Source organism: Streptomyces chartreusis NRRL 3882, from assembly GCF_900236475.1.
GTDB classification, from domain to species: Bacteria; Actinomycetota; Actinomycetes; order Streptomycetales; family Streptomycetaceae; genus Streptomyces; species Streptomyces chartreusis_D.
Genome location: NZ_LT963352.1, coordinates 337,781 through 356,025 on the forward strand (window position 1 = coordinate 337,781; position 18,245 = coordinate 356,025).

Genomic DNA, 18,245 nt, shown 5'->3' on the forward strand with positions numbered 1-18,245 from the left:
CGAGCGCTGTACCCACCGACACCCTGGAGAGGGCCATGAGTCTGTTGCGTGTGCTCGGCCGTCCCATGCTGGCCTCGATGTTCCTCACGGGCGGCCTGAACTCCGTCCGCGACCCGGAGGCGGTCGCCCCGGCCGCCGAGCCGGTCGTACAACCGGTCACCGAACGCGTCTCGGCCCTGCCGGACCGCACCGAGCAGGTCGTACGGCTGAGCGGCGCCGTGCAGGTCGTGGCCGGGCTGATGCTGGCCACCGGGCGCATGCCGCGTCCGGCCGCGCTGGCCATCGCGGCCACGCTGGTGCCGACGACGCTGGCGGGGCACCGCTTCTGGGAGGCAGAGGATCCTTCGGAGCGGGCCCAGCAGCGGATCCACTTCTTCAAGAACATGTCCATGCTGGGCGGGCTGCTGATCGCCGCGGACGACACCGGCGCCCGCCCCTCGGTGCTGTGGCGCGGCAGCCACGCCGCCCGTGACCTGCGGCGGGACGCGAGTCTGGTGCGGCGCTCCGTCCGTGGCACCGCGGGCCCGGCCGCGGCGGCCGGGCGTATCCGGGCCAAGCTCCCGGCCTGACGCATCGGCGGGGGGCCGATCGGACCGCGCGTTAACCCCCTGGGGCCCGGGGGACCCGGGGGCTGGAGGTGAAGGACATGGGACACGGAGGAAACGTCATCGACGAGCTGGTGACCGATCACCGCGAAGTCGAGGAGATGTTCGGCAAGATCGAGGGACTGCCGTCCGGTCACGCGGACCGCAAGAGGTACGCGGACCAGGTCACGATCGAGCTGGTACGGCACTCGGTGGCCGAGGAGGCCTACCTCTACCCGGCCGTACGCGAGCACGTGGCCAACGGGGACAACCTCGCCGACCGGGAGCTCGAGGACCACGCCACGGCCGAGCGGATCATGAAGGACCTGGAGGGCTGCGACCCGGGCGACGCCGACTTCGACCGGCTGATGGGCATGCTGATGAGCGAGATCCGCTCGCACATCGCCGACGAGGAGGGCAACCTCTTCCCGGCGCTGCGACAGGCCTGTCCGATGGACACGCTGAACGAGCTGGGCGAGAAGGTCCGGAAGGCGAAGAAGACCGCCCCGACCCGGCCCCACCCGGCCGCCCCCGACAAGCCCCCGGCGAACAAGCTCCTGGCTCCGGGCACCGGGATGGTCGACCGGCTGCGCGACGCGCTGACCGGTCGCGGCAAGTCCGAGTAGAGCGGCCACCGCCGCACACCACAGAACAGAGAGAAGGGCCCGTCGCTCGGCGACGGGCCCTTCTCGCTGTCCGCTGTGGCCGCCGTCACGTGATGCGGCCGGGGCGAGGCTCATGATCGACAACTGTGATCAACCACACTCGCGGCCTCAAATGCCCGTGAGCCGGGTGTGGTTGGCAGGTGTGCGGGCGGCCGACGAGGTGCGTACGGAACCGACTCGGGGGTTTGCTCTGCCACGATGGTCGGCGCCGTATCCGGCGAGGGGAACCACCGCGCAGCGCAGCCGGTGTTCCTCGTTCTCCTCGTCCCCCTCCGCGTGAGTCCTCCGACTCGTCTTGCGAGTACCGATCTGTGTCTTCCTCACCCTCTCCTGCCCAGCCCGCCTCGCGCTCGCCCTGGCGGTCGCTGCGGTACCGCAGCATGCGCTGGTGGTCCGTCGCGAACTTCGTGTCGAACGCCGGTACGTGGATGCAGCTCACGGTGCAGAACCTGCTGGTCCTCCAGATCACCGGGTCGGCCGCCGCGACGGGGCTGTCCATGTCCGTGCAGGCCGCCCCGGCCCTGCTGATGAGCGTCCTCGGCGGCGCGGCCGTCGACCGGTGGCCCCGCAAGCTGACGGCGGCCGTGAGCCAGGCGCTGCTCGGCGCGATCGCCTTCACGACGGCCGTGCTCGTGGCGCTGGACCGGCTCGACATGACCTCCCTGATGGTGCTGGCCGCCGTCACGGGTGTCGTGGCGACCGTCGACAACCCGGCGTGCGCGCTGCTGGGCAACGATCTCGTCCCGGCGGAGGACGTGCCCTCGGCCATCGGGGTCGGGGCGCTGGTGCACCAGGCGGGCAGGCTCGTGGGAGCGGCCATGGCCGGTGTGGCGGTGGGATTCCTCGGCACGTCCGCGGCGTACTTCGCGAACGGCGTGTCGTTCCTGTTCGTGGCCTCGGTCATTCCCTTCCTGCGGCCTGCCGCCGGAGCGGTGCGGGAGGCCGCCGCGGGCCCGGGCCCGAAGGACACCGGCTCCGACATGTCCGTGCGCGAGGGGCTGGCCTTCTTCGCGCGCCGGCCGCGTCTGATGGCGCTCGCCGGGGTGACCGGGATCAGCGCGGTGTTCGGCCGCAACTACGGGCTCACCCTGGCGGTGCTCGTCACCGGGCCGCTCGCCGGTGGTGCCGGTTCGTTCGGCACGGTCTCGACCGTGCTCGCCGTCGGCGGCATCCTCGGTGCGGTCCTCGGCGCCCGGCTGCGTCGGCCGTCGGTGCGGCTGGTGGGGGCGCTGGCGGCGGCCGGGGCGCTGCTCCAGGTGGTGGCGGGGCTGTCGCCGTCGGTCGCGGTGCTGATCGTGCTCGTGCTGCCGATGGCCGTGGTGGAGTCCGTCTCCGACACCGCGGGCACGGCCGTACTGCAGACCGACCCGCCCGCCCATCTGCGGGGTCGTGTGCTGGGCGTGTGGGGCAGCATCGGCACGGTGTGGAGCCTGGGCGGCCCGCCCGCGCTCGGCCTCCTCATGGAACTGGCCGGCGCCCGTGGTGCCCTCGTCACCGGCGGACTGCTCATCGCCGGCGCGATCGGCGCGGGCCACCTGCTGCGCCGGCGCCGCACCGCGACGCCGGTGGTGGTCCGCACGGAGGAGGGCGACGTTCAGGGGCGGTCGGCACTGAGCACGGCGGCCTGAGCGGCCTCAGGACCCCGACGGCCGCAGGGCCGTCGTCGCCGCCTTCGCCGCCCGGCGGGTCAGCAGGGTCGTGGAACGGCCGTCGAGGTACGGCAGGACCACGGCCTGGCCGCCCCAGGCGCGCAGGGTCGCCGCCTCGGGCAGGTCCTGGACTGAGTAGTCGCCGCCCTTGACCCAGACGTCCGGCCGCAGCCGGGCCAGTACCGCCTCGGGGGTGTCCTCCTCGAACACCACGACGGCGTCGACACTGCCGAGCGCGGCGAGGACGCGGGCGCGGTCCGCCGCCGGGTTGAGCGGGCGGCCCGGGCCCTTGCGGCGGGTGACGGACGCGTCGGAGTTCAGGCACACGATGAGGCAGTCCCCGATCCGCCGCGCGCTCTCCAGCAGGCCGACGTGACCGGCGTGCACCAGGTCGAAGCAGCCGCCGGTGGCGACCACGGTGCCACCGCGGGCCCGGACGCTCTCCGCGAGGGTGAACGCGTCGGTCGCGGCGTCGTCCTCCGGGCCGGGCGGCGGCTCGGTCCGCCACAGGTCGGGGTTGCCCGCGCCGCCGGCCGCGACGAACGCGGCGGCCTCGGCGACCGCCCGTTGCAGGGCCTCCTCGGGCAGCAGGCCGTCGGCGAGGGCCGCCGCCGTGGTCGCCGCGAAGCAGTCGCCCGCGCCGCACGGGTCCCCGGCTGCCCGGTAGGGCACGGGGACGAGCATCGGCGTACCGGCCCCGGGCCGGGCCAGCAGCACCCCCCGGTCACCAAGGGTGACGGCGACTCCCGCGGCGCCCCAGCGCTCCGCGAGCCGTGTCCCGCGTTCGGCGTACGCGCCCAGGGACGTCCCTCCGGAGCCGGGGTGGAGAGCTTGCGCCTCCGCCGCGTTCGGCGTGACGAGCCGGGCTCCGGGCACGGGCGGGTCGCCCTTGGGGTGCGGGTCCCACACCAGGGGTGTGCGGCGGGCGGCTGCCTCGAGGTGCGGCCGCAGGGCGCCCGCGGTGTGGCGCCCGTAGTCGGCGACCAGGATCGCGCGGGCGTTCGCCAGGGCCTCCCGGACCGCGTCGTCGGGTTCGCCGGGCGTGCCGCCGCCCCGGTCGATGCGTACGACGGGCCGGCCGCCCGCGAGCACGCGGGTCTTGACCGGCAGGGTGCCCTTGAGCGGGAGCTCCAGCAGCCGGACCCGGCCGCGCAGGTCACGCCGTACGGCCTCGCTGGCGTCGTCGTCGCCGAGGGCGGTCACCAGGACCACGTCCCGGCCGCCGCGGGCGGCGAGGGCGGCGGCCAGTCCGGCTCCTCCCGGGTGCCGCCGGTCGCCGGTGACGTCGACGACGGGGGCGGGGGCGTCCGGGGAGAGCCGGGTGGAGACGCCTTCGATGTCCTCGTCGAGGAGGACGTCCCCGACGACCGCGAGCGGTTCCGGTCCGGTCATGACGTGCTCCCGTGGGTGAGGACCGTGCGCCGTGCGAGCGGTGAGGACACGGCCGTGTCGAAGCACTCGCAGAGCAGGTGGACGGCGACGAGGTGGGTCTCCTGGACGGTCGCGGTGCTGCCGGCGTCGACGCACAGGGCTTCGTGGGCGGCTTCCGCGAGCGGGTTCGGGCCGCGCCCGGTGAGCGCCCACACGTGCAGTCCGGCCTGCCGGGCGGTCACGGCGGCGGCGACGAGGTTGGCGCTGCGGCCTGAGGTGGACAGCAGCATCAAGATGTCGCCGGGGCGGCCGTGGGCGGTGACCTGGCGGGCGTAGACGTGGTCGAAGCCGTAGTCGTTGCCGATGGCGGTCACGCTGGACGTCTCGGCGTGCAGCGCGAGCGCGGAGTAGGCGCGGCGTTCCTGACGGTAGCGGCCGACCAGTTCGGCGGTGAGGTGCTGGGCCTGGGCGGCGCTGCCGCCGTTGCCCGCGGCGAGGAGCCGGCCGCCGCCGGTCAGGACGTCGGCGAGCCGGCCGCCCCAGTCCGCGATCCGTTCGAGGCCGTGCCGGCGGAACCGGCCGAGTGCCTCTTCCAGTGACCGGCAGTGCAGGCGGGCGGCATCGAGCGCGGGGTGTGCAGGGTGTTCGCTCATGCTGTTCGGGCGTGCCGCCGCCCGGTGGACGGTGGCGGACCCGCACCTCCTTCGGTCTTCGGGGTACCGGCGGTTGTCGGCGGGCCGGGGACGGATCGGTTCAGCCGGCGCCCGTCGCGGCGGGCTCGGCGTCGAGCACCTCGCAGTAGGCGGCCTCGGTGGCCGCGGCGACCCGGCCCCAGCCGTAGCGGCTCAGGACCCGGCGGCGGCCGGCCGCCCCGCACGCCTCGCGGGCCGCCGGGTCGGCGAGCAGGACGGCGACGGCGCCGGCCAGGGCCTCCGGGTCGCGGGGTGGCACCAGCCGCCCGGTGCCCGGGTCGGCGACGGTGTCGAGCTGCCCGCCGACCGCGCTGGCCACGACGGGCACGCCGCACGCCATGGCTTCCAGCGGGACGATGCCGAAGGGCTCGTAGTCGGCGGGGCACACCACGACGTCTGCGGAACGCAGCAGCGGCGGCACGTCCTCGCTGGGCACGGCGCCGGTGAAGCGGACCCGGTCGGCGACGCCGGCGTCCCGGGCGATGCCGCGCAGCCGACGCACCTCCGGGTCGTCGTCGAGCCGGTCCGCGGGCGGCCCGCCGACGACGACGAGTTCGGTGCCGGGCAGCCGGGCCAGCGCGGCGACGGCCACCGCGGCTCCCTTGCGCGGCACCAGCCGGCCCAGCTGGAGCAGCCGGTGCGGGTACGGGCCGCGCGGCGCGGCCGGGCCCTTGGGGGTGAACCGGTCGGGGTCGACGCCGCACGGCACGATGCCGATCTTGTGCCGGGGGATGCCCATGCGGGTCAGTTCGGCTGCCTCGTCCCGGCAGGTGGCGACGATGCGGTCGCAGCCCAGCCCGATCTCGATCTCGCCGGGGATCCGCTCGGGCGGGCTGGTGTCGGCATGGCGCTGGTGCCGTCGCTTCACGGTGCCGAGGGCGTGGTACGTGTGCAGCAGGGGCAGCCCGTGGGCACGGGCCGCGCGCAGTGCGGCCAGGCCCGACATCCAGTAGTGCGAGTGCACGAGGTCGGGGGCCCGGGTGCGCCAGCCGCGTGCCAGGTAGCGGCCGAACTCGCCCATGTACGGCAGCAGCTCGTCCTTGGGAAGCGGCTCGGCCGGTCCGGCGGGGACGTGGTGCACCTCGACGCCTTCGCGCAGCTCCACCCGGCCGGGCAGGTCGGGTGCGTCACGGCGGGTGTAGACGGTGACGCGGTGGCCACGGTCGGCGAGGGCGCCGGCGAGGCAGGCGACGTGGACGTTCTGCCCGCCGGCGTCGACCCCGCCGAGCGCGGCGAGCGGACTGGCGTGCTCCGAGACGAGCGCGATCGCGAGGACGCCCGGGTCGAGGGGGTCGCCGCCGAGCGGTCCGGTGGGGAAGGGGCTGAGGGACGGGGTCATGAGCACACCTCCGTGATCAGGCGCTCCCAGTCGGCGAGGAAGCGCTTGAGCCCGTAGCGTTCGAGGGCCGCCTGCCGGGCCCTGGCCCCGTCCGCGGCCGCGGCCTCGGGTTCGTGGAGGTAGCGGCGGGCGGCGCGGGCCAGGACGTCGGGGCGGGTGGAGAGGGTGCCCGCGCCGGGCGGGACGGCCTCGACGGCCCCGGTGGTGGCGAGGGCCAGGACGGGCAGGCCGAGGTGCATCGCCTCCAGCAGGGACAGCCCGAGGGAGGTCCAGCGCACCGGGTGCAGGTACATGCGGCGTTCGGCCATCGCCGTGTGCAGCTCGCTCTGCGGCAGGTCGGCGGTGCGGCACCGGTCGGGTGGCAGGGCGAGGTGGCCGGCCAGGCCCTCGGTGCCCATGCCGAACACGTCGAGCGGTACCGCCTCGGTCAGGGCGGGCAGCAGGTCCGTGCCGGTGTACCGGGCGCGTCGCACGGGTTCGTTGACGACGACGGCGGCGCGGGCGAGCCGGCCGGTGTAGCGGTGGCCGGGGTCGACGATGCCGTGTTCGACGACCTCGGTGCGGGTGCTGCCGCAGTCCCAGAACAGCCGGTTGAAGTGCGTGACGTGCACGATGGTCAGATCGGCGCGGTCGGCGCACGGATGCCGGGTGTCCGGTACGCCGCCGTCGGGCGCGTTGTGCTCCAGGTACAGCGCGGGCACGTCCCGGCCGGGGCGGCGTCCGCCGAGCCAGCGTTCGGCCAGTTCGAGTTCGTGCGGCCGTTGCAGGAGGACCAGGTCGACGGGCGTGTCGCGGAGTTCCCCGGGGGTGACCTCGCGGACCGAGGCGGGCCAGGAGAAGGTGCGGGCCCGTCCCAGGCCGTCCGGGTCGCGGCCCGGGGTGACGGGGACGAGGCAGGTGTGCGGGCCCTGGACGAACGCGGTCGTCCAGGAGCCGTGCACGTGCCACAGCAGGATGTTCATACGGCCGCTCCTCGCTCCGTCTGTTCTCCCTGGTCCGCCGGGTCGCCGGTGAGGGCCGCCACGGCGGCGAGCACCTCGGCGTCGCCGATGCCGTCCAGGCAGGGGTGTCCCGGCAGGGGGCAGTGCCGGGCCCGGGTGTCCGCGCACGCGGCGCGCCGGTCGCCGAGCAGGACGTGCGGCACGCCGTAGGGGGCCCATCGTTCGGCCGGCACGACCGGTGCGAAGAGGCTGACGACAGGTGTGCCGACGGCGGCGGCGAGATGGGCCGGGCCGGTGTTGCCGGCCACCACGGCCCGCGCCCGGGCGAGGACTCCGGCCAGGTGCGGCAGATCGGTGGCGCCGCCGAGGTCCAGCGCGTGCCGCCCGGCGACCCGCGCGGTCAGCTCCCGCTCGGCGCGGCTCCCGGTGACGACGACCCGGTGTCCCTCGGCGGACAGGGCGGCGACGGCCCGTGCCGCCCGGCCGGGGGTCCAGGCCCGGGCGGGGACGGCGGCGCCGGGGTGGACGACGACGTACGGTTCGCGGCCGGTGAGGTGAATGGTGCGGGGTGGCGGTGTGACGCGCAGCCTGCCGTCGTCGCCGGGCGGAAGGGCGTAGCCGGCGGCGCGTGCCAGGTCGAGGGCGGCCAGGGCCTCGTGGCGGTGCGGCGGTCTGCGGTGCCGCAGGTCGAGCAGCGCTCCCGGGTAGTCCTCGCTGTCGGCGGCGGTCCAGCCGATCCCGGCGAGCCTCAGCAACAGGGCGATCGGCAGCGCGCTCTGGTGGTACGACACGAGGACGAGCGCCCGGTCGAAGCGGCCCGCCGTGAGTGTCTCCATCAACCGCCGGGTGGCCCTCCGGGTGACCGGCGGGGGCTCCAGCCCGACCCAGGGGGCGTCGTAGGTCAGCACGTCGTCCGCCCCGGGCAGCATCCGCCCGGCCGCGGCGCCCTGCGGCCCGCACAGCAGCGCGGTGTACGAGGACCCGGCCGCGACGGCCCGCACGGCGGGCCCGGCCAGGAGCACGTCTCCGGCGCTGTCGAGACGGACGACGAGGGTCCGGGGCAGGCGGCTGCGGGAACGGATGGGGGTCATCGCGGCTCCCCCGTCGGCAGGGCGGGGTGGCCGCGCGGTGCCGCCGCCGGCGCGGCCGGGTGACGGCGCGGTTCGCCGGCCGGCCCGGCCGGGCCGCTCCGCCACTCCCTCGTCGCCGTACCGGGATTCCACCGAGGCTGTCCCGCCGGCGCAGCGGCGGGGGCCGGGTCGAGGACGAGGCGAACCGCGGCGAGCAGGTCGGCTGCCGTGGTGTCGGCCGCTGCGGTCTCCTCGGGGCGGGTGTCGGTCGTGGGGACCAGGACACCGCGGGCCCCCGCGGCCCGCGCGGCCTCCACGTCGGCCCCGATGTCACCGATGACGACGGTGCGTCCGGACGGGACGGCAAGCCGGCGGCACGCGGCCAGTACCAGGCCCGGGGCCGGCTTGCGGCAGCCGCAGCCCTCCCCCGGCCCGTGCGGGCACACGGCCCAGACGGCGAACGGCCCGAGCAGCTCCTCCACCCGCAGACGTACGTCCTCGACCTGGCGAGGAGTCAGCAGACCACGGGCCACGCCCGACTGGTTGGTCACGACACCGACGGGAATCCCGGCGGCGCGCACGGCGGCGACGGCCTCCCGCGCGCCGGGCATGAGCGCGACCCGCGACGGGTCCCCGTTGTAGGGGACGTCGGCGACGAGCGTGCCGTCGCGGTCGAAGAGGACAGCCGCGGGAAGCGGGCCGCCGGGGTCGTGCGGGGGCAGCCGTCCCCCGGTGGACCCGTTCCGCCCGGAGAGCAGCCAGGGGCCGGTGGGGCGGGTCATGACCGCAGCCGTTCCCTGACCACCGGGCGGGGCGCGGGCGCCGGCCCGCCGGTCCGCAGCGGGGTGAGCGGCCGGGCCGTACGGTGCGCGAGTCGCCCGCGCAGCCAGTGCCAGGTCGCGGCCGGCGGGACGAGCGCGCTGGTCACGGCCATGGTGAGTACCTCGTCACGGGTGCGCGGCCCGGGCAGGATCCGGGCGAGGGCGAATTCGGCCGTGCCGGCCAGCCATGCGGCGGCGCAGGCCCCGGCCGGCCGGTACCGGCCGAGCAGGGCGCAGCCGAGCGCCGTCACCCCCGCACCGGTCACGGCCAGGTGCAGGGGCAGCCGCCCGCGGGGAGCCTCCGCCCGGCGCCACCAGGTGCGGCCGTGCAGCCGGGTCATCAGCACGTCGTCGGCGTTGCCGGCCTGGAGACGGACGGAGGTCCACAGCCCGGCCGGCCGCACGGGGTGGGTGGTGGTGCGCCGGCCCCCGGTGAGGGTCCAGCCGGCGTCGAGGATGCGCAGGGCGAGGTCGGCGTCCTCCCGGAAGGCCCGCCGGAAGCGTTCGTCGAACCCGCCGACGGCGGCCAGCGCGTCCCGGCGGTACGCCATGTCGGCGGTGATCCAGCGGGCGCCGGCGAGTCCGGCCGTGTTGCGTTCCCAGTCGGTGGGGCGGCGGTCGGTGGGCAGCGGCACCTCGATCCGGGCGCTGATCCCGGCGGTCCGGTCCGTCGCCGCGGCCAGGTCCATCGTCAGGTCGTCGCCCCAGGTGGGCCCCGGTACGACGTCGTCGTCGAGGAAGACGATCCAGGGCACGTCACCGGCGGCCCGCCAGCCGAGGTTGCGTGCGGCGGCCGGGCCGCGCGCCCCGCCGGGTACGACGAGGGTGCGCGAGCGCAGGGACGGCGGGACGTCGGCGGTGAGGGACGGGCCGGCCGGGTCGGGCCGGTCGTCGACGAGGACCACCCGGACCGGCCCCGGTCCGCTCGCCTCGGCCAGTGCGTGCAGGCACCCGCGCAGGCTGGGCCGGCCGAGGGTCGGGACGACGACGGCGTACTCGGCATCCCGGGTGCGGGCGTCGGGCTCGGTCATCGCAGGCCTCCGGCGTCCTCGGAACGGAACAGGTCGCCGCGGCGGACGGCGTAGGGGCCGATGGCCAGCAGGTCGACGGGTGAGGAGCCGAAGCACTCCAGGGCGTCGCGCGGGTCGTCGACCATGGGCCGGCCGGCCGTGTTGAGGCTGGTGTTGACGACGACGGGCAGCCCGGTGAGTCGCTCGAACTCGCCGAGCATGCGGGCCACCAGCGGTTCGCGCGCCGGGTCGACGGTCTGGATGCGGGCCGTGCCGTCGACGTGGACGACGGCGGGGATGCGGTCCCGCCAGGCCGGCGCGACGTCGTGCACGAACAGCATGTACGGGCTGGGCAGCGGGCCGTCGAAGATCTCGGCGGCGCGGTCGGCGAGGACCATGGGTGCGACGGGCCGGAACTGCTCGCGGCCCTTGACGTCGTTGAGCCGTTCGAGGTTGCCCGCGTGCCCGGGGTGGGCCAGCAGGGAGCGGTGGCCGAGCGCCCGGGGGCCGTACTCGGAACGCCCCTGGAACCAGGCGACGATGGCGTTGTCCGCGAGGGCGCGGGCGACGGTGGCGGCGATGTCCGGGGGCCGTTCGAAGGGCACGGCGGCCGTCTTCAGCGAGGCTCCGAGCTCCGCGTCGGACCAGTCCCGGCCGAGGTCGGCGCCGGTCATGGGCTCCGGTTCGTCACCCTCGGCGGCGGACAGCAGCAGGGCGCCGCCCAGGGCGGTACCGGCGTCTCCGGCGGCGGGCTGCACCCACACCCGGGAGAAGGGGCCCTCGCGTGCGATACGGGAGTTGGCGACGCAGTTGAGGGCGACGCCGCCCGCGAGCGTGAGCACCCGGTCGTGGGTACGGCCGTGCAGCCAGCGCACGAGGTCGAGCAGGGTCTCCTCCAGCACGGCCTGGGCGCTGGCGGCGACGTCGGCGTGGTCCTGGGTCCACGGCTCGTCGGGGCCGCGGGGCGCGCACAGGTCGTGCCAGGGCACGCCGGTGGCGTGGAAGCCGCCGTCGCCGGTGGGGTAGACGTGGCGGCGCAGCTCGGTGAGCATGCGCGGGGTGCCGTGGGAGGCGAGGGCCATCACCTTGAACTCGTCGGAGGAGCGCAGGAAGCCGAGGTGTTCGGTGAGTTCCTCGTAGACGAGGCCGAGCGAGTGCGGCAGGTCCTGGGCGTGCAACGCCTCCAGCCGGCCGCCGACGCGGCGGGCGGCCAGGTGGGAGGCGCGTTCGCCGCGGCCGTCCAGGACCAGGACCGAGGAGTCGCCGGCGTCCGGTGCGGCGAAGGCGCCGGAGGCGGCGTGGGCCATGTGGTGCGGCACGAAGCGGACGATGCCGGGGGCGAGGCCGGGCAGGGCCGTCCGCAGGAAGCCGGGCGCCTCACGGGCGTAGATCAGCCGCAGGTGGTCCCACGGGTCGTCCAGGCCCATGTCCTCGGCGGGCCGGGCGAGTGCCGGGTCGAAGGAGTAGGTGACGGCGTCGAGGTCCTGCGGGCGCAGCCCGGCCCGCTTCAGGCACCAGGCGGCGGCCTTCTCGGGCAGCTCCCAGGCGGAGAACGGCAGGGGTCTCTTCCCGTGCTTGCGCCGGGAGAACCGCTCCTCCTCCGCGGCGGCGACGGTCCGCCCGTCGATCACCAGGGCGGCGGCGGGGTCGTGGAAGAGGGCGTTGATTCCGAGGATGCGCATGGGGTGGCGGGCCTTTCGGCGGTCGGGAGAGAACCGGACGCGGCGGTACGGAGATGCCCGGGCGCTGGGGTCAGTCGTCCGTGCCGTCCTCGCGGAACCAGGCGATGGTGCGCCGCAGCCCCTCCTCGGGGCGCACGTGCGGCTCCCAGCCGAGCTTGTCGCGGGCCAGCGTGATGTCCGGGCAGCGCACGGCCGGGTCGTCCACCGGGCGTTCGATGAAGCGGATCTCCGACGGGGAGCCGGCGAGTTCGACGACCAGCCGGGCCAGGTCGAGCATGGTGATCTCGGTCGGGTTGCCGATGTTGACGGGGCCGCGCATGCCGTGGGCGGCCGCCGCGAGGATGCCGCGCACGGTGTCGTCGACGTAGCACAGCGACCGGGTCTGGAGACCGTCGCCGGTCACGGTGAGGGGCTCGCCGGCCAGGGCCTGCCGTACGAAGGTCGGCACCGCGCGTCCGTCGTGGCCGCGCATCCGCGGGCCGTAGGTGTTGAACAGCCGCACGATGCAGGTGTCGGTGCCGTGGGTGTCGGCGTGGGCGGTGGTCAGCGCCTCGCCGAAGCGTTTGGCCTCGTCGTAGACGCTGCGCGGGCCGACCGGGTTGACGTTGCCCCAGTAGCGCTCGTCCTGGGGGTTCTGCTGCGGGTCGCCGTAGACCTCGGAGGTGGAGGCGAGGACGAAGCGGGCGCGGGAGGACCGTGCGAGCTCCAGGGCGTTGCGGGTGCCGAGGCTGCCCGTCTCCATGGTGTGCAGTGGCAGGCGCAGGTAGTCCGCGGGGGACGCCGGGGAGGCGAAGTGCAGGACGAGGTCGGGCGTTCGCTTGATCCGCAGGCCCTCGGCGACGTTGGCCTGCACGAGCGTGAACCCGGGCTGTTCGAGCAGCGGGGATATGTTCTCGGGCCGGCCGGTGCTGAAGTCGTCCACGCAGGTGACGGCCGCGCCCGCGTCCAGCAGGGCGGCGCACAGGTGGGAGCCGACGAATCCGGCGCCGCCCGTGACGACGGCGTGTTCCCAGCTCCGTGAGAGGGCGGTGGTCATCTCGGTCTCTCCTCCGTCAGCGGCGTCACTGCCCGGCACGACGGTGTACGCCTCGTGCCGCCGAAGGTGGCCGGAGGCCGTCGAGCCCACGCTCAGCGTCCGCCGCCCGTGCGCCCGTGGCACGGTCGCGTACGGCAAACCGGTGAGTCACGCAGGGTGACCGACTGTTCGCGCAGGTCGAAGATGTGGTGGAGAGCTGGGATCGGGGGTGCCCGCCCAGCCGGCGAGGGGGCCTGCGGGGCGGGTGTTCGGTCGCTGGGCCGAAGCCGGGGCGGTCCGGCGGACCGGGCCGTCGCAGGTCGGAGGGCCCGGTCCGCTGCGGGTCGGCGGACTGGGGTTGCGGCAGTCGGCGGAGCGAGGGCCGCTGCAGGTCGGCGGACCGGGGAGCCAGCGACGTCGCGGACCGACGCCTCGCGGACCAGGGGCGCAGCCCGGTCGCGGAGCGAGGGTCCAGCGCCGACGCGGACCAACGTCGGCGCTGTTCGGGGAGCGGCCGTCGTGGCTCGGGGGGCCAGCGCCCCGTGAGGCGGCAGATCCGGCCACCGAAGGTCGGCGACTCGACTCCGTTGCGGGCCGACGCCTGCCCCCCTGGGCTGGCGGAGGGGGGCTGCCGGAGGCCAGTGGGCCAACGTCATCGCAGACCGGGAGCCCGGGGCCCCTGGGCCGGTGAACCCGGCCACCGCACGCCGGCGAGCCACGCCACCGCAGACCGGAAGACCGGCGCCCCTGGGCCGGTGAACCCGGCCACCGCACGCCGGCGAGCCAAAGCCACCGGCAGACGGGCACGTGAAGGTCGGCGGACCGAGGCTGCTGTGAGCCCGGCGGGGCGGGCCCCGTCAGGGACAGCCGCCTGGGTCAGGCGATCAGTGTGCGGCCCGGGTGCAGGCGGGCGAGGAGCTGGGAGCGGTGCAGGTCGGCCACGGGGGCGAGCAGGTCGGGGTGGCGCAGCAGGGCGGCGGCGCGCTGGTCGCCGTCGTCGGGCGCCACGAGCCGCCGGAACTCGGTCGGTGTGCCGGTGCTGTGGCTGCCCTCGGCGAGCGCGGCCACCGCCAGGGCGGCCAGCTCCGGGTCGGTGAGCAGACTGGCCGCCCAGCTCGCCACGACCTCGTCGACCCAGGTGCGCCAGGCGTGCGCGTCCACGTCGTCACCCAGGGTCGCGTCGGTGCCGGTGACCCAGTCCAGCCGCGCGGAGCCGCCGGGGCCCGCCACACCGACCAGGGCGGCGTCCATCTCCGTCGGGTACCTGAGCCATGCCGCGACCGTCACGGCCTGCCGGGCCTGCACCTCGCACAGCGCGGAGGCGAGCGCGCCGCCGGAGGCGGGGAAGGCGCGGGTCAGCCACTGGGCGGTCGCCGCTATGACAGGAGACAGGTCTGCTTGCACTGCCGGGCCGTCCGAAAGGGGTGGGGAAGCGGGGGATCTGCCCGTAGACGGTAGCCGCCGCCCCGCACACCCGGACGTGATCGGGACCTCGTCCGAGCTGTGGCCTCGGCCACATCGAATCAGGGCTCGTGTGCAGGGACGCCGATCCCGTTTCGCCGGGAGGGGCCCGGGCACCCGCCCCGCGTAGTCTTCCGCAAGCCGGAAAGGTCCGGCGAACCCCCTGTTCCGGCCGCCCTGGGACAGGGCCGGAGCAGGACAGGAGCAATGCCATGACGGAACAGCGAACGGATCCGCCGGGCGCCCGACGTGCTCCGGCCACCGACATGTCGCTGCTGGGCGTCTACCTCAACGACCATCTCGCCGGCGCCACCGCCGGGACCGCGCGGATACGCCACCTGCTGCGCTCGTGCCGGGGCACGGCGCTGGCCGACACCCTGGCCCCGGTCGCCGCCGAGATCGCCGAGGACCGGGCGAGCCTGCTCCACATCATGCGGCGACTCGACGTCCCGGTTCGGCGCTACAAGGTGTACGCGGGCCGGGCGGTCGAGCAGATGGCCCGCCTGAAGAGCAACGGCAGCCTGGTACGGCGTTCCCCGCTGAGCACGCTGTGGGAGCTGGAGGCGCTGAGTCTGGGGGTGGAGGGCAAGTCGTCCGGCTGGCAGACGCTGCGCGACCTGGCCGCCACGGACACCCGCCTCGACGCGCGACACCTCGACGACCTCGTCGAACGGGCGCGGCGGCAGCGCGCCACGCTGGAGGAGCTGCGCCGCGATCAGGTGAGGGTCGCCTTCCGCGAGACCTGACGCACGGGTCCCGCCGCCGGCCTCGATCTACCAGAACCTGCTGCTGAGAGCCGGCTGATGCGACAGTTCCACGGCGTCCCGCAGCCGCAGCGCGACGCTGATGACGGCACGCAGGGCGGAGGGCCGTACGGTCTGGGCGGTCTCGGTGGCCAGGACCAGCAGGCACGCCGCCGCCTGCTCGACGACCGGCACGGGGAGGATGAAGTCGTTGTCGGCGGCGGCGCGGAACGCCTTCAAGGGGATCGCGGCCCCGTCGATGGCCCGGTGCGCGGCCTGCTCCAGGTGCTGTGCGGCCTGTTCGCACACGGGGGCGGGCAGGGCGATGGTGGGCTGGAACGATGAACTCGTCATGCCCCGACTGGTCCCCCGGCGATGGCTCGTTCTGTCGGCGGGCGGCGGGATTTCACCGTCCCGCGTGACCGGGGCGTGGCGAATGTCCCGGAACCACAACGGCCGCCGTGCCGATCAGGCTCGGAGCCGAGGAGGAGCACGTATGACCACGTGTACGGACGCCGTGACCCGGCTCACCGGGCGGCCGGTCACCGCGGAACGGCCCCTGTCCGGGGCCCTCGCCGAGGTGACGCTCAACGACGGGCGGGTGGTGGTCGTCAAGCGTGCCGACGATCCGGGGGCGACGCGGGCCGAGGCGGCCGGGCTGCGCTGGCTGGCCGGCGCCGGCACGGTGCGGGTACCGGCCGTGCACGGCCACGACGGGAACTGGCTGGTCGTCGACCGGGTCACGGAAGGGCGGCCGAGCCGTCAGGCGGCGGTCCGCTTCGGCCGTGACCTGGCCGCCCTGCACGCAGCCGGTGCGCCGGCGTTCGGCGCGCCGCCCCCTGGCGGCCCGGCGGACGCGTACATCGGGCTCGCCCCGATGCGCAACGAGCCCGGCACCGACTGGCCGGGCTGGTACGCCGAGCATCGCGTGCTGCCGTATCTGCGGCGCGCCGTCGACCAGGGCACCGTCCGCCCCGGCGAGGCGACCGACGTGGAGCGTCTGTGCGAGCGACTGCCCGAGCTGTCGGGGCCCGCCGAGCCGCCCGCGCGGCTGCACGGCGACCTGTGGAACGGCAACGTGCTGTGGGCGGCCGACGGGGACGTCCGGCTGATCGACCCGGCCGCGCACGGCGGGCACCGCGAGACCGATCTGGCGATGCTGCGGCTGTTCGGCTGCCCGCACCTGGAGCAGGTGCTGGACGGCTACCGGCAGCAGGCGCCGCTCGCCGAGGGCTGGGCGGACCGCGTCGGCGTGCACCAGCTGTTTCCGCTGCTGGTACACGCCGTGCTGTTCGGCCGGAGCTACGCGGAACAGGCCCTCGCGGTGGCCCGTGGCGCCCTGACGAGGTGACCGGTCAACGGGTCACGACGTGCCGTTCGTCCGGCACGCAGTGGGTCATGGTGAGACCCTCGACGTCGCGCGGCTGGTTCTTGCCCAGGTTGGCCAGGCGTTCGCGGTCCTCGTCGGTGAGGTCCTGGCTCGCCAGCGGCTGCAGACCGGCGACGTCCTCCGGGCCGATGCCCAGCCCCTCGCCGACCCGCAGACCGAGGTCGTTCTCGACCAGCAGGAAGTGCCAGACCATGCGCTCCTGGACGGGCCGGTCGCACTGGGACAGCAGGTCGGTGAAGTTCTTCACCAGATCGTCCCGCTCCCAGTCCTCCAGCAGCAGGTAGCGCTGCCCGGCCTGCATGTAGTCGTTGGTGCGGGGGATGCGCTTGCGGGTGACCCGCCCCTCGATCACGGGTCCCTGTTCGTCGTGGGTCGGGTAGCGGGCCTCGCGCAGACCGCCGGTGATCGACGGCTCGTAGTTGACCTGCGGGTTCTCGCCGCCGCCGTCCACGTGGTACGTCATCTGGCCGTCGCGCTGGTTGGTGCGCACGTCCGCGGCCTTGGCCTGGTTGACAGGGAGTTGGAGGTAGTTCGGGCCGACCCGGTAGCGCTGGGTGTCGCTGTAGGAGAAGGTCCGGCCGACGAGCATCTTGTCGTCGGAGAAGTCCAGGCCGTCGACGAGGACGCCGGTGCCGAAGGAGATCTGCTCGTTCTCGGCGAAGAAGTCCTTCGGCATCCGGTCGAGCACCATCCGGCCCACCGGCTTCGGCGGGAAGTCCTGCTCGGGCCAGGTCTTGGTGTCGTCCAGCGGGTCGAAGTCGAGCTCCGGGTGGTCGTGGTCGTCCATCATCTGGACGAGCAGTTCCCACTCCGGGTGGTCGCCGCGCCCGACGGCCTCGTACAGGTCCTTGGTGGCGTGGCCGAGGGAGTCGGCCTGGACGCCCGCCGCGTCCTCCTCGGTCATGCTGCGCACGCCCTGCTTGGGCATCCAGTGGTACTTGACGAGCTTGGTGTCGCCGTCGGCGTTGACCCACTTGTACGTGTTGACGCCGAAGCCCTGCATGTGGCGGTAGTCCGCGGGGATGCCGCGCGGGCTGAACAGGTTGACCAGCATGTGCATGGCCTCGGGCGTCTGCGACATGAAGTCGAAGATGCGGCGGGGCTGCTGCTCGAAGGTCACCGGGTCCGGTTTGAGGGCGTGGATGACGTCCGGGAACTTGATCGCGTCGCGGATGAAGAAGACGCCGAGGTTGTTGCCGACGAGGTCCCAGTTGCCGTCCTCCGTGTAGAACTTCACCGCGAAGCCACGCGGGTCGCGGGCGGCCTCGGAGGAGTCGCGTCCGCCGATGACGGTGGAGAAGCGGACGGCCACGTCGGTGCGTTTGCCGCGTTCCTGGAAGAGTTTGGCGCGGGTGTAGCGGCTGATCGGCTCGTCGCCCCAGGTGCCGTAGGCCTCGAAGTGGCCGTAGGCGGTGACACCGCGGGCGTGCACGACGCGCTCGGGGATGCGTTCCCGGTCGAAGTGGCTGATCTTCTCGAGGAACTGGTAGTTCTCCAGGGTGGCGGGGCCGCGGGGACCGATGGAGCGCTGGTTCTGGTTGTCGTAGACCGGATGACCCTGGCGGTTGGTGAGGACCTCGCGGTCGTCGCCCGGGGCGGGGCCGGTACCGGATACGTCCGTCATATGCGTGGGCTCCTTCGGCTCATGGCCGGCGGCCGGCCGGGGCGGCGCCGCGAGCGGCCGCCCGGCCGGTCGTGGCGGGACGGGCCGGGTACCCGGCGGGGCGGGGTCAGTCACGCGGGAAGAAATGGCCGGCTCCGGGCAGCGGCGGCTGGGCACCGTCGCGGCCTCCTCCCGGGCCTCCTGGGCCG

General features: G+C 75.0%; 17 protein-coding genes. 5 read left to right on the forward strand and 12 right to left on the reverse strand.

Annotated features, from left to right (window positions below; translation table 11 throughout):
- Positions 1–35 precede the first annotated feature (35 nt).
- The 3 genes from SCNRRL3882_RS01520 to SCNRRL3882_RS01530 all read left to right on the forward strand — a co-directional run bounded on the left by SCNRRL3882_RS01520 (position 36) and on the right by SCNRRL3882_RS01530 (position 2,877).
- On the forward strand, positions 36–569 hold the full coding sequence (locus tag SCNRRL3882_RS01520) for a DoxX family protein (protein WP_010033540.1): 534 nt from the start codon (positions 36–38) through the stop codon (positions 567–569).
- A 77-nt stretch (positions 570–646) separates the two neighbouring features.
- Positions 647–1,210, forward strand: a complete 564-nt coding sequence (locus SCNRRL3882_RS01525) for a hemerythrin domain-containing protein (RefSeq protein WP_010033538.1) — start codon at positions 647–649, stop codon at positions 1,208–1,210.
- 350 nt (positions 1,211–1,560) lie between these two features.
- Entirely contained in the window at positions 1,561–2,877 is a 1,317-nt protein-coding gene (locus SCNRRL3882_RS01530) for an MFS transporter (RefSeq protein ID WP_040902453.1), read from the forward strand.
- A gap of 6 nt (positions 2,878–2,883) precedes the next feature.
- Here the strand turns inward: SCNRRL3882_RS01530 and rfaE2 are convergent, their stop codons facing one another.
- The 10 genes from rfaE2 to SCNRRL3882_RS01580 all read right to left on the reverse strand — a co-directional run bounded on the left by rfaE2 (position 2,884) and on the right by SCNRRL3882_RS01580 (position 14,243).
- Complete coding sequence (gene rfaE2, locus SCNRRL3882_RS01535; protein ID WP_010033533.1) at positions 2,884–4,290, reverse strand: D-glycero-beta-D-manno-heptose 1-phosphate adenylyltransferase; 1,407 nt, start codon at positions 4,288–4,290, stop codon at positions 2,884–2,886.
- Complete coding sequence (locus tag SCNRRL3882_RS01540; RefSeq protein ID WP_010033530.1) at positions 4,287–4,922, reverse strand: D-sedoheptulose-7-phosphate isomerase; 636 nt, start codon at positions 4,920–4,922, stop codon at positions 4,287–4,289. Before SCNRRL3882_RS01540 ends, rfaE2 begins: the two co-directional genes overlap by 4 nt.
- Before the next feature lie 100 nt (positions 4,923–5,022).
- Positions 5,023–6,300, reverse strand: a complete 1,278-nt coding sequence (locus SCNRRL3882_RS01545) for a glycosyltransferase (protein ID WP_010033523.1) — start codon at positions 6,298–6,300, stop codon at positions 5,023–5,025.
- Entirely contained in the window at positions 6,297–7,262 is a 966-nt protein-coding gene (locus tag SCNRRL3882_RS01550; RefSeq protein WP_010033521.1) for a glycosyltransferase, read from the reverse strand. Before SCNRRL3882_RS01550 ends, SCNRRL3882_RS01545 begins: the two co-directional genes overlap by 4 nt.
- Entirely contained in the window at positions 7,259–8,332 is a 1,074-nt protein-coding gene (locus tag SCNRRL3882_RS01555) for a glycosyltransferase family 9 protein (protein ID WP_050810158.1), read from the reverse strand. Before SCNRRL3882_RS01555 ends, SCNRRL3882_RS01550 begins: the two co-directional genes overlap by 4 nt.
- Positions 8,329–9,093 carry an HAD-IIIA family hydrolase gene (locus SCNRRL3882_RS01560; protein ID WP_010033517.1) on the reverse strand — a complete coding sequence of 255 codons (765 nt, stop codon included), beginning with the start codon at positions 9,091–9,093 and terminating at the stop codon, positions 8,329–8,331. Before SCNRRL3882_RS01560 ends, SCNRRL3882_RS01555 begins: the two co-directional genes overlap by 4 nt.
- Positions 9,090–10,163: a glycosyltransferase family 2 protein gene (locus SCNRRL3882_RS01565; RefSeq protein WP_010033515.1), complete on the reverse strand. Its 1,074-nt coding sequence runs from the start codon at positions 10,161–10,163 to the stop codon at positions 9,090–9,092. The genes SCNRRL3882_RS01560 and SCNRRL3882_RS01565 overlap by 4 nt, the downstream gene beginning before the upstream one ends.
- Entirely contained in the window at positions 10,160–11,824 is a 1,665-nt protein-coding gene (locus tag SCNRRL3882_RS01570) for a carbamoyltransferase (protein WP_010033513.1), read from the reverse strand. The genes SCNRRL3882_RS01565 and SCNRRL3882_RS01570 overlap by 4 nt, the downstream gene beginning before the upstream one ends.
- Positions 11,825–11,894: 70 nt before the next feature.
- Positions 11,895–12,860, reverse strand: coding sequence for an NAD-dependent epimerase/dehydratase family protein (locus SCNRRL3882_RS01575; protein WP_029180732.1), 966 nt, complete (start codon positions 12,858–12,860; stop codon positions 11,895–11,897).
- An 855-nt stretch (positions 12,861–13,715) separates the two neighbouring features.
- The gene (locus tag SCNRRL3882_RS01580) at positions 13,716–14,243 is read right to left on the reverse strand and encodes a hypothetical protein (protein ID WP_010033509.1); all 528 of its coding nucleotides are present in this window, start codon (positions 14,241–14,243) and stop codon (positions 13,716–13,718) included.
- 269 nt (positions 14,244–14,512) lie between these two features.
- Between SCNRRL3882_RS01580 and SCNRRL3882_RS01585 the strand changes: the two genes are divergently transcribed.
- The gene (locus tag SCNRRL3882_RS01585) at positions 14,513–15,046 is read left to right on the forward strand and encodes a hypothetical protein (RefSeq protein WP_010033506.1); all 534 of its coding nucleotides are present in this window, start codon (positions 14,513–14,515) and stop codon (positions 15,044–15,046) included.
- 27 nt (positions 15,047–15,073) lie between these two features.
- On the opposite strand, the gene SCNRRL3882_RS01590 is transcribed toward SCNRRL3882_RS01585, so the two are convergent.
- Positions 15,074–15,397 (reverse strand): hypothetical protein, encoded by a 324-nt coding sequence (locus SCNRRL3882_RS01590; RefSeq protein WP_010033505.1) that lies wholly within the window; start codon positions 15,395–15,397, stop codon positions 15,074–15,076.
- A 142-nt stretch (positions 15,398–15,539) separates the two neighbouring features.
- Here SCNRRL3882_RS01590 and SCNRRL3882_RS01595 point away from each other — a divergent pair, with 142 nt between their 5' ends.
- Entirely contained in the window at positions 15,540–16,394 is an 855-nt protein-coding gene (locus SCNRRL3882_RS01595; RefSeq protein ID WP_010033503.1) for a fructosamine kinase family protein, read from the forward strand.
- Between the two features lie 4 nt (positions 16,395–16,398).
- Here SCNRRL3882_RS01595 and SCNRRL3882_RS01600 read toward each other — a convergent pair whose 3' ends face one another.
- The gene (locus tag SCNRRL3882_RS01600) at positions 16,399–18,057 is read right to left on the reverse strand and encodes a catalase (RefSeq protein WP_010033501.1); all 1,659 of its coding nucleotides are present in this window, start codon (positions 18,055–18,057) and stop codon (positions 16,399–16,401) included.
- Between the last annotated feature and the right edge of the window lie 188 nt (positions 18,058–18,245).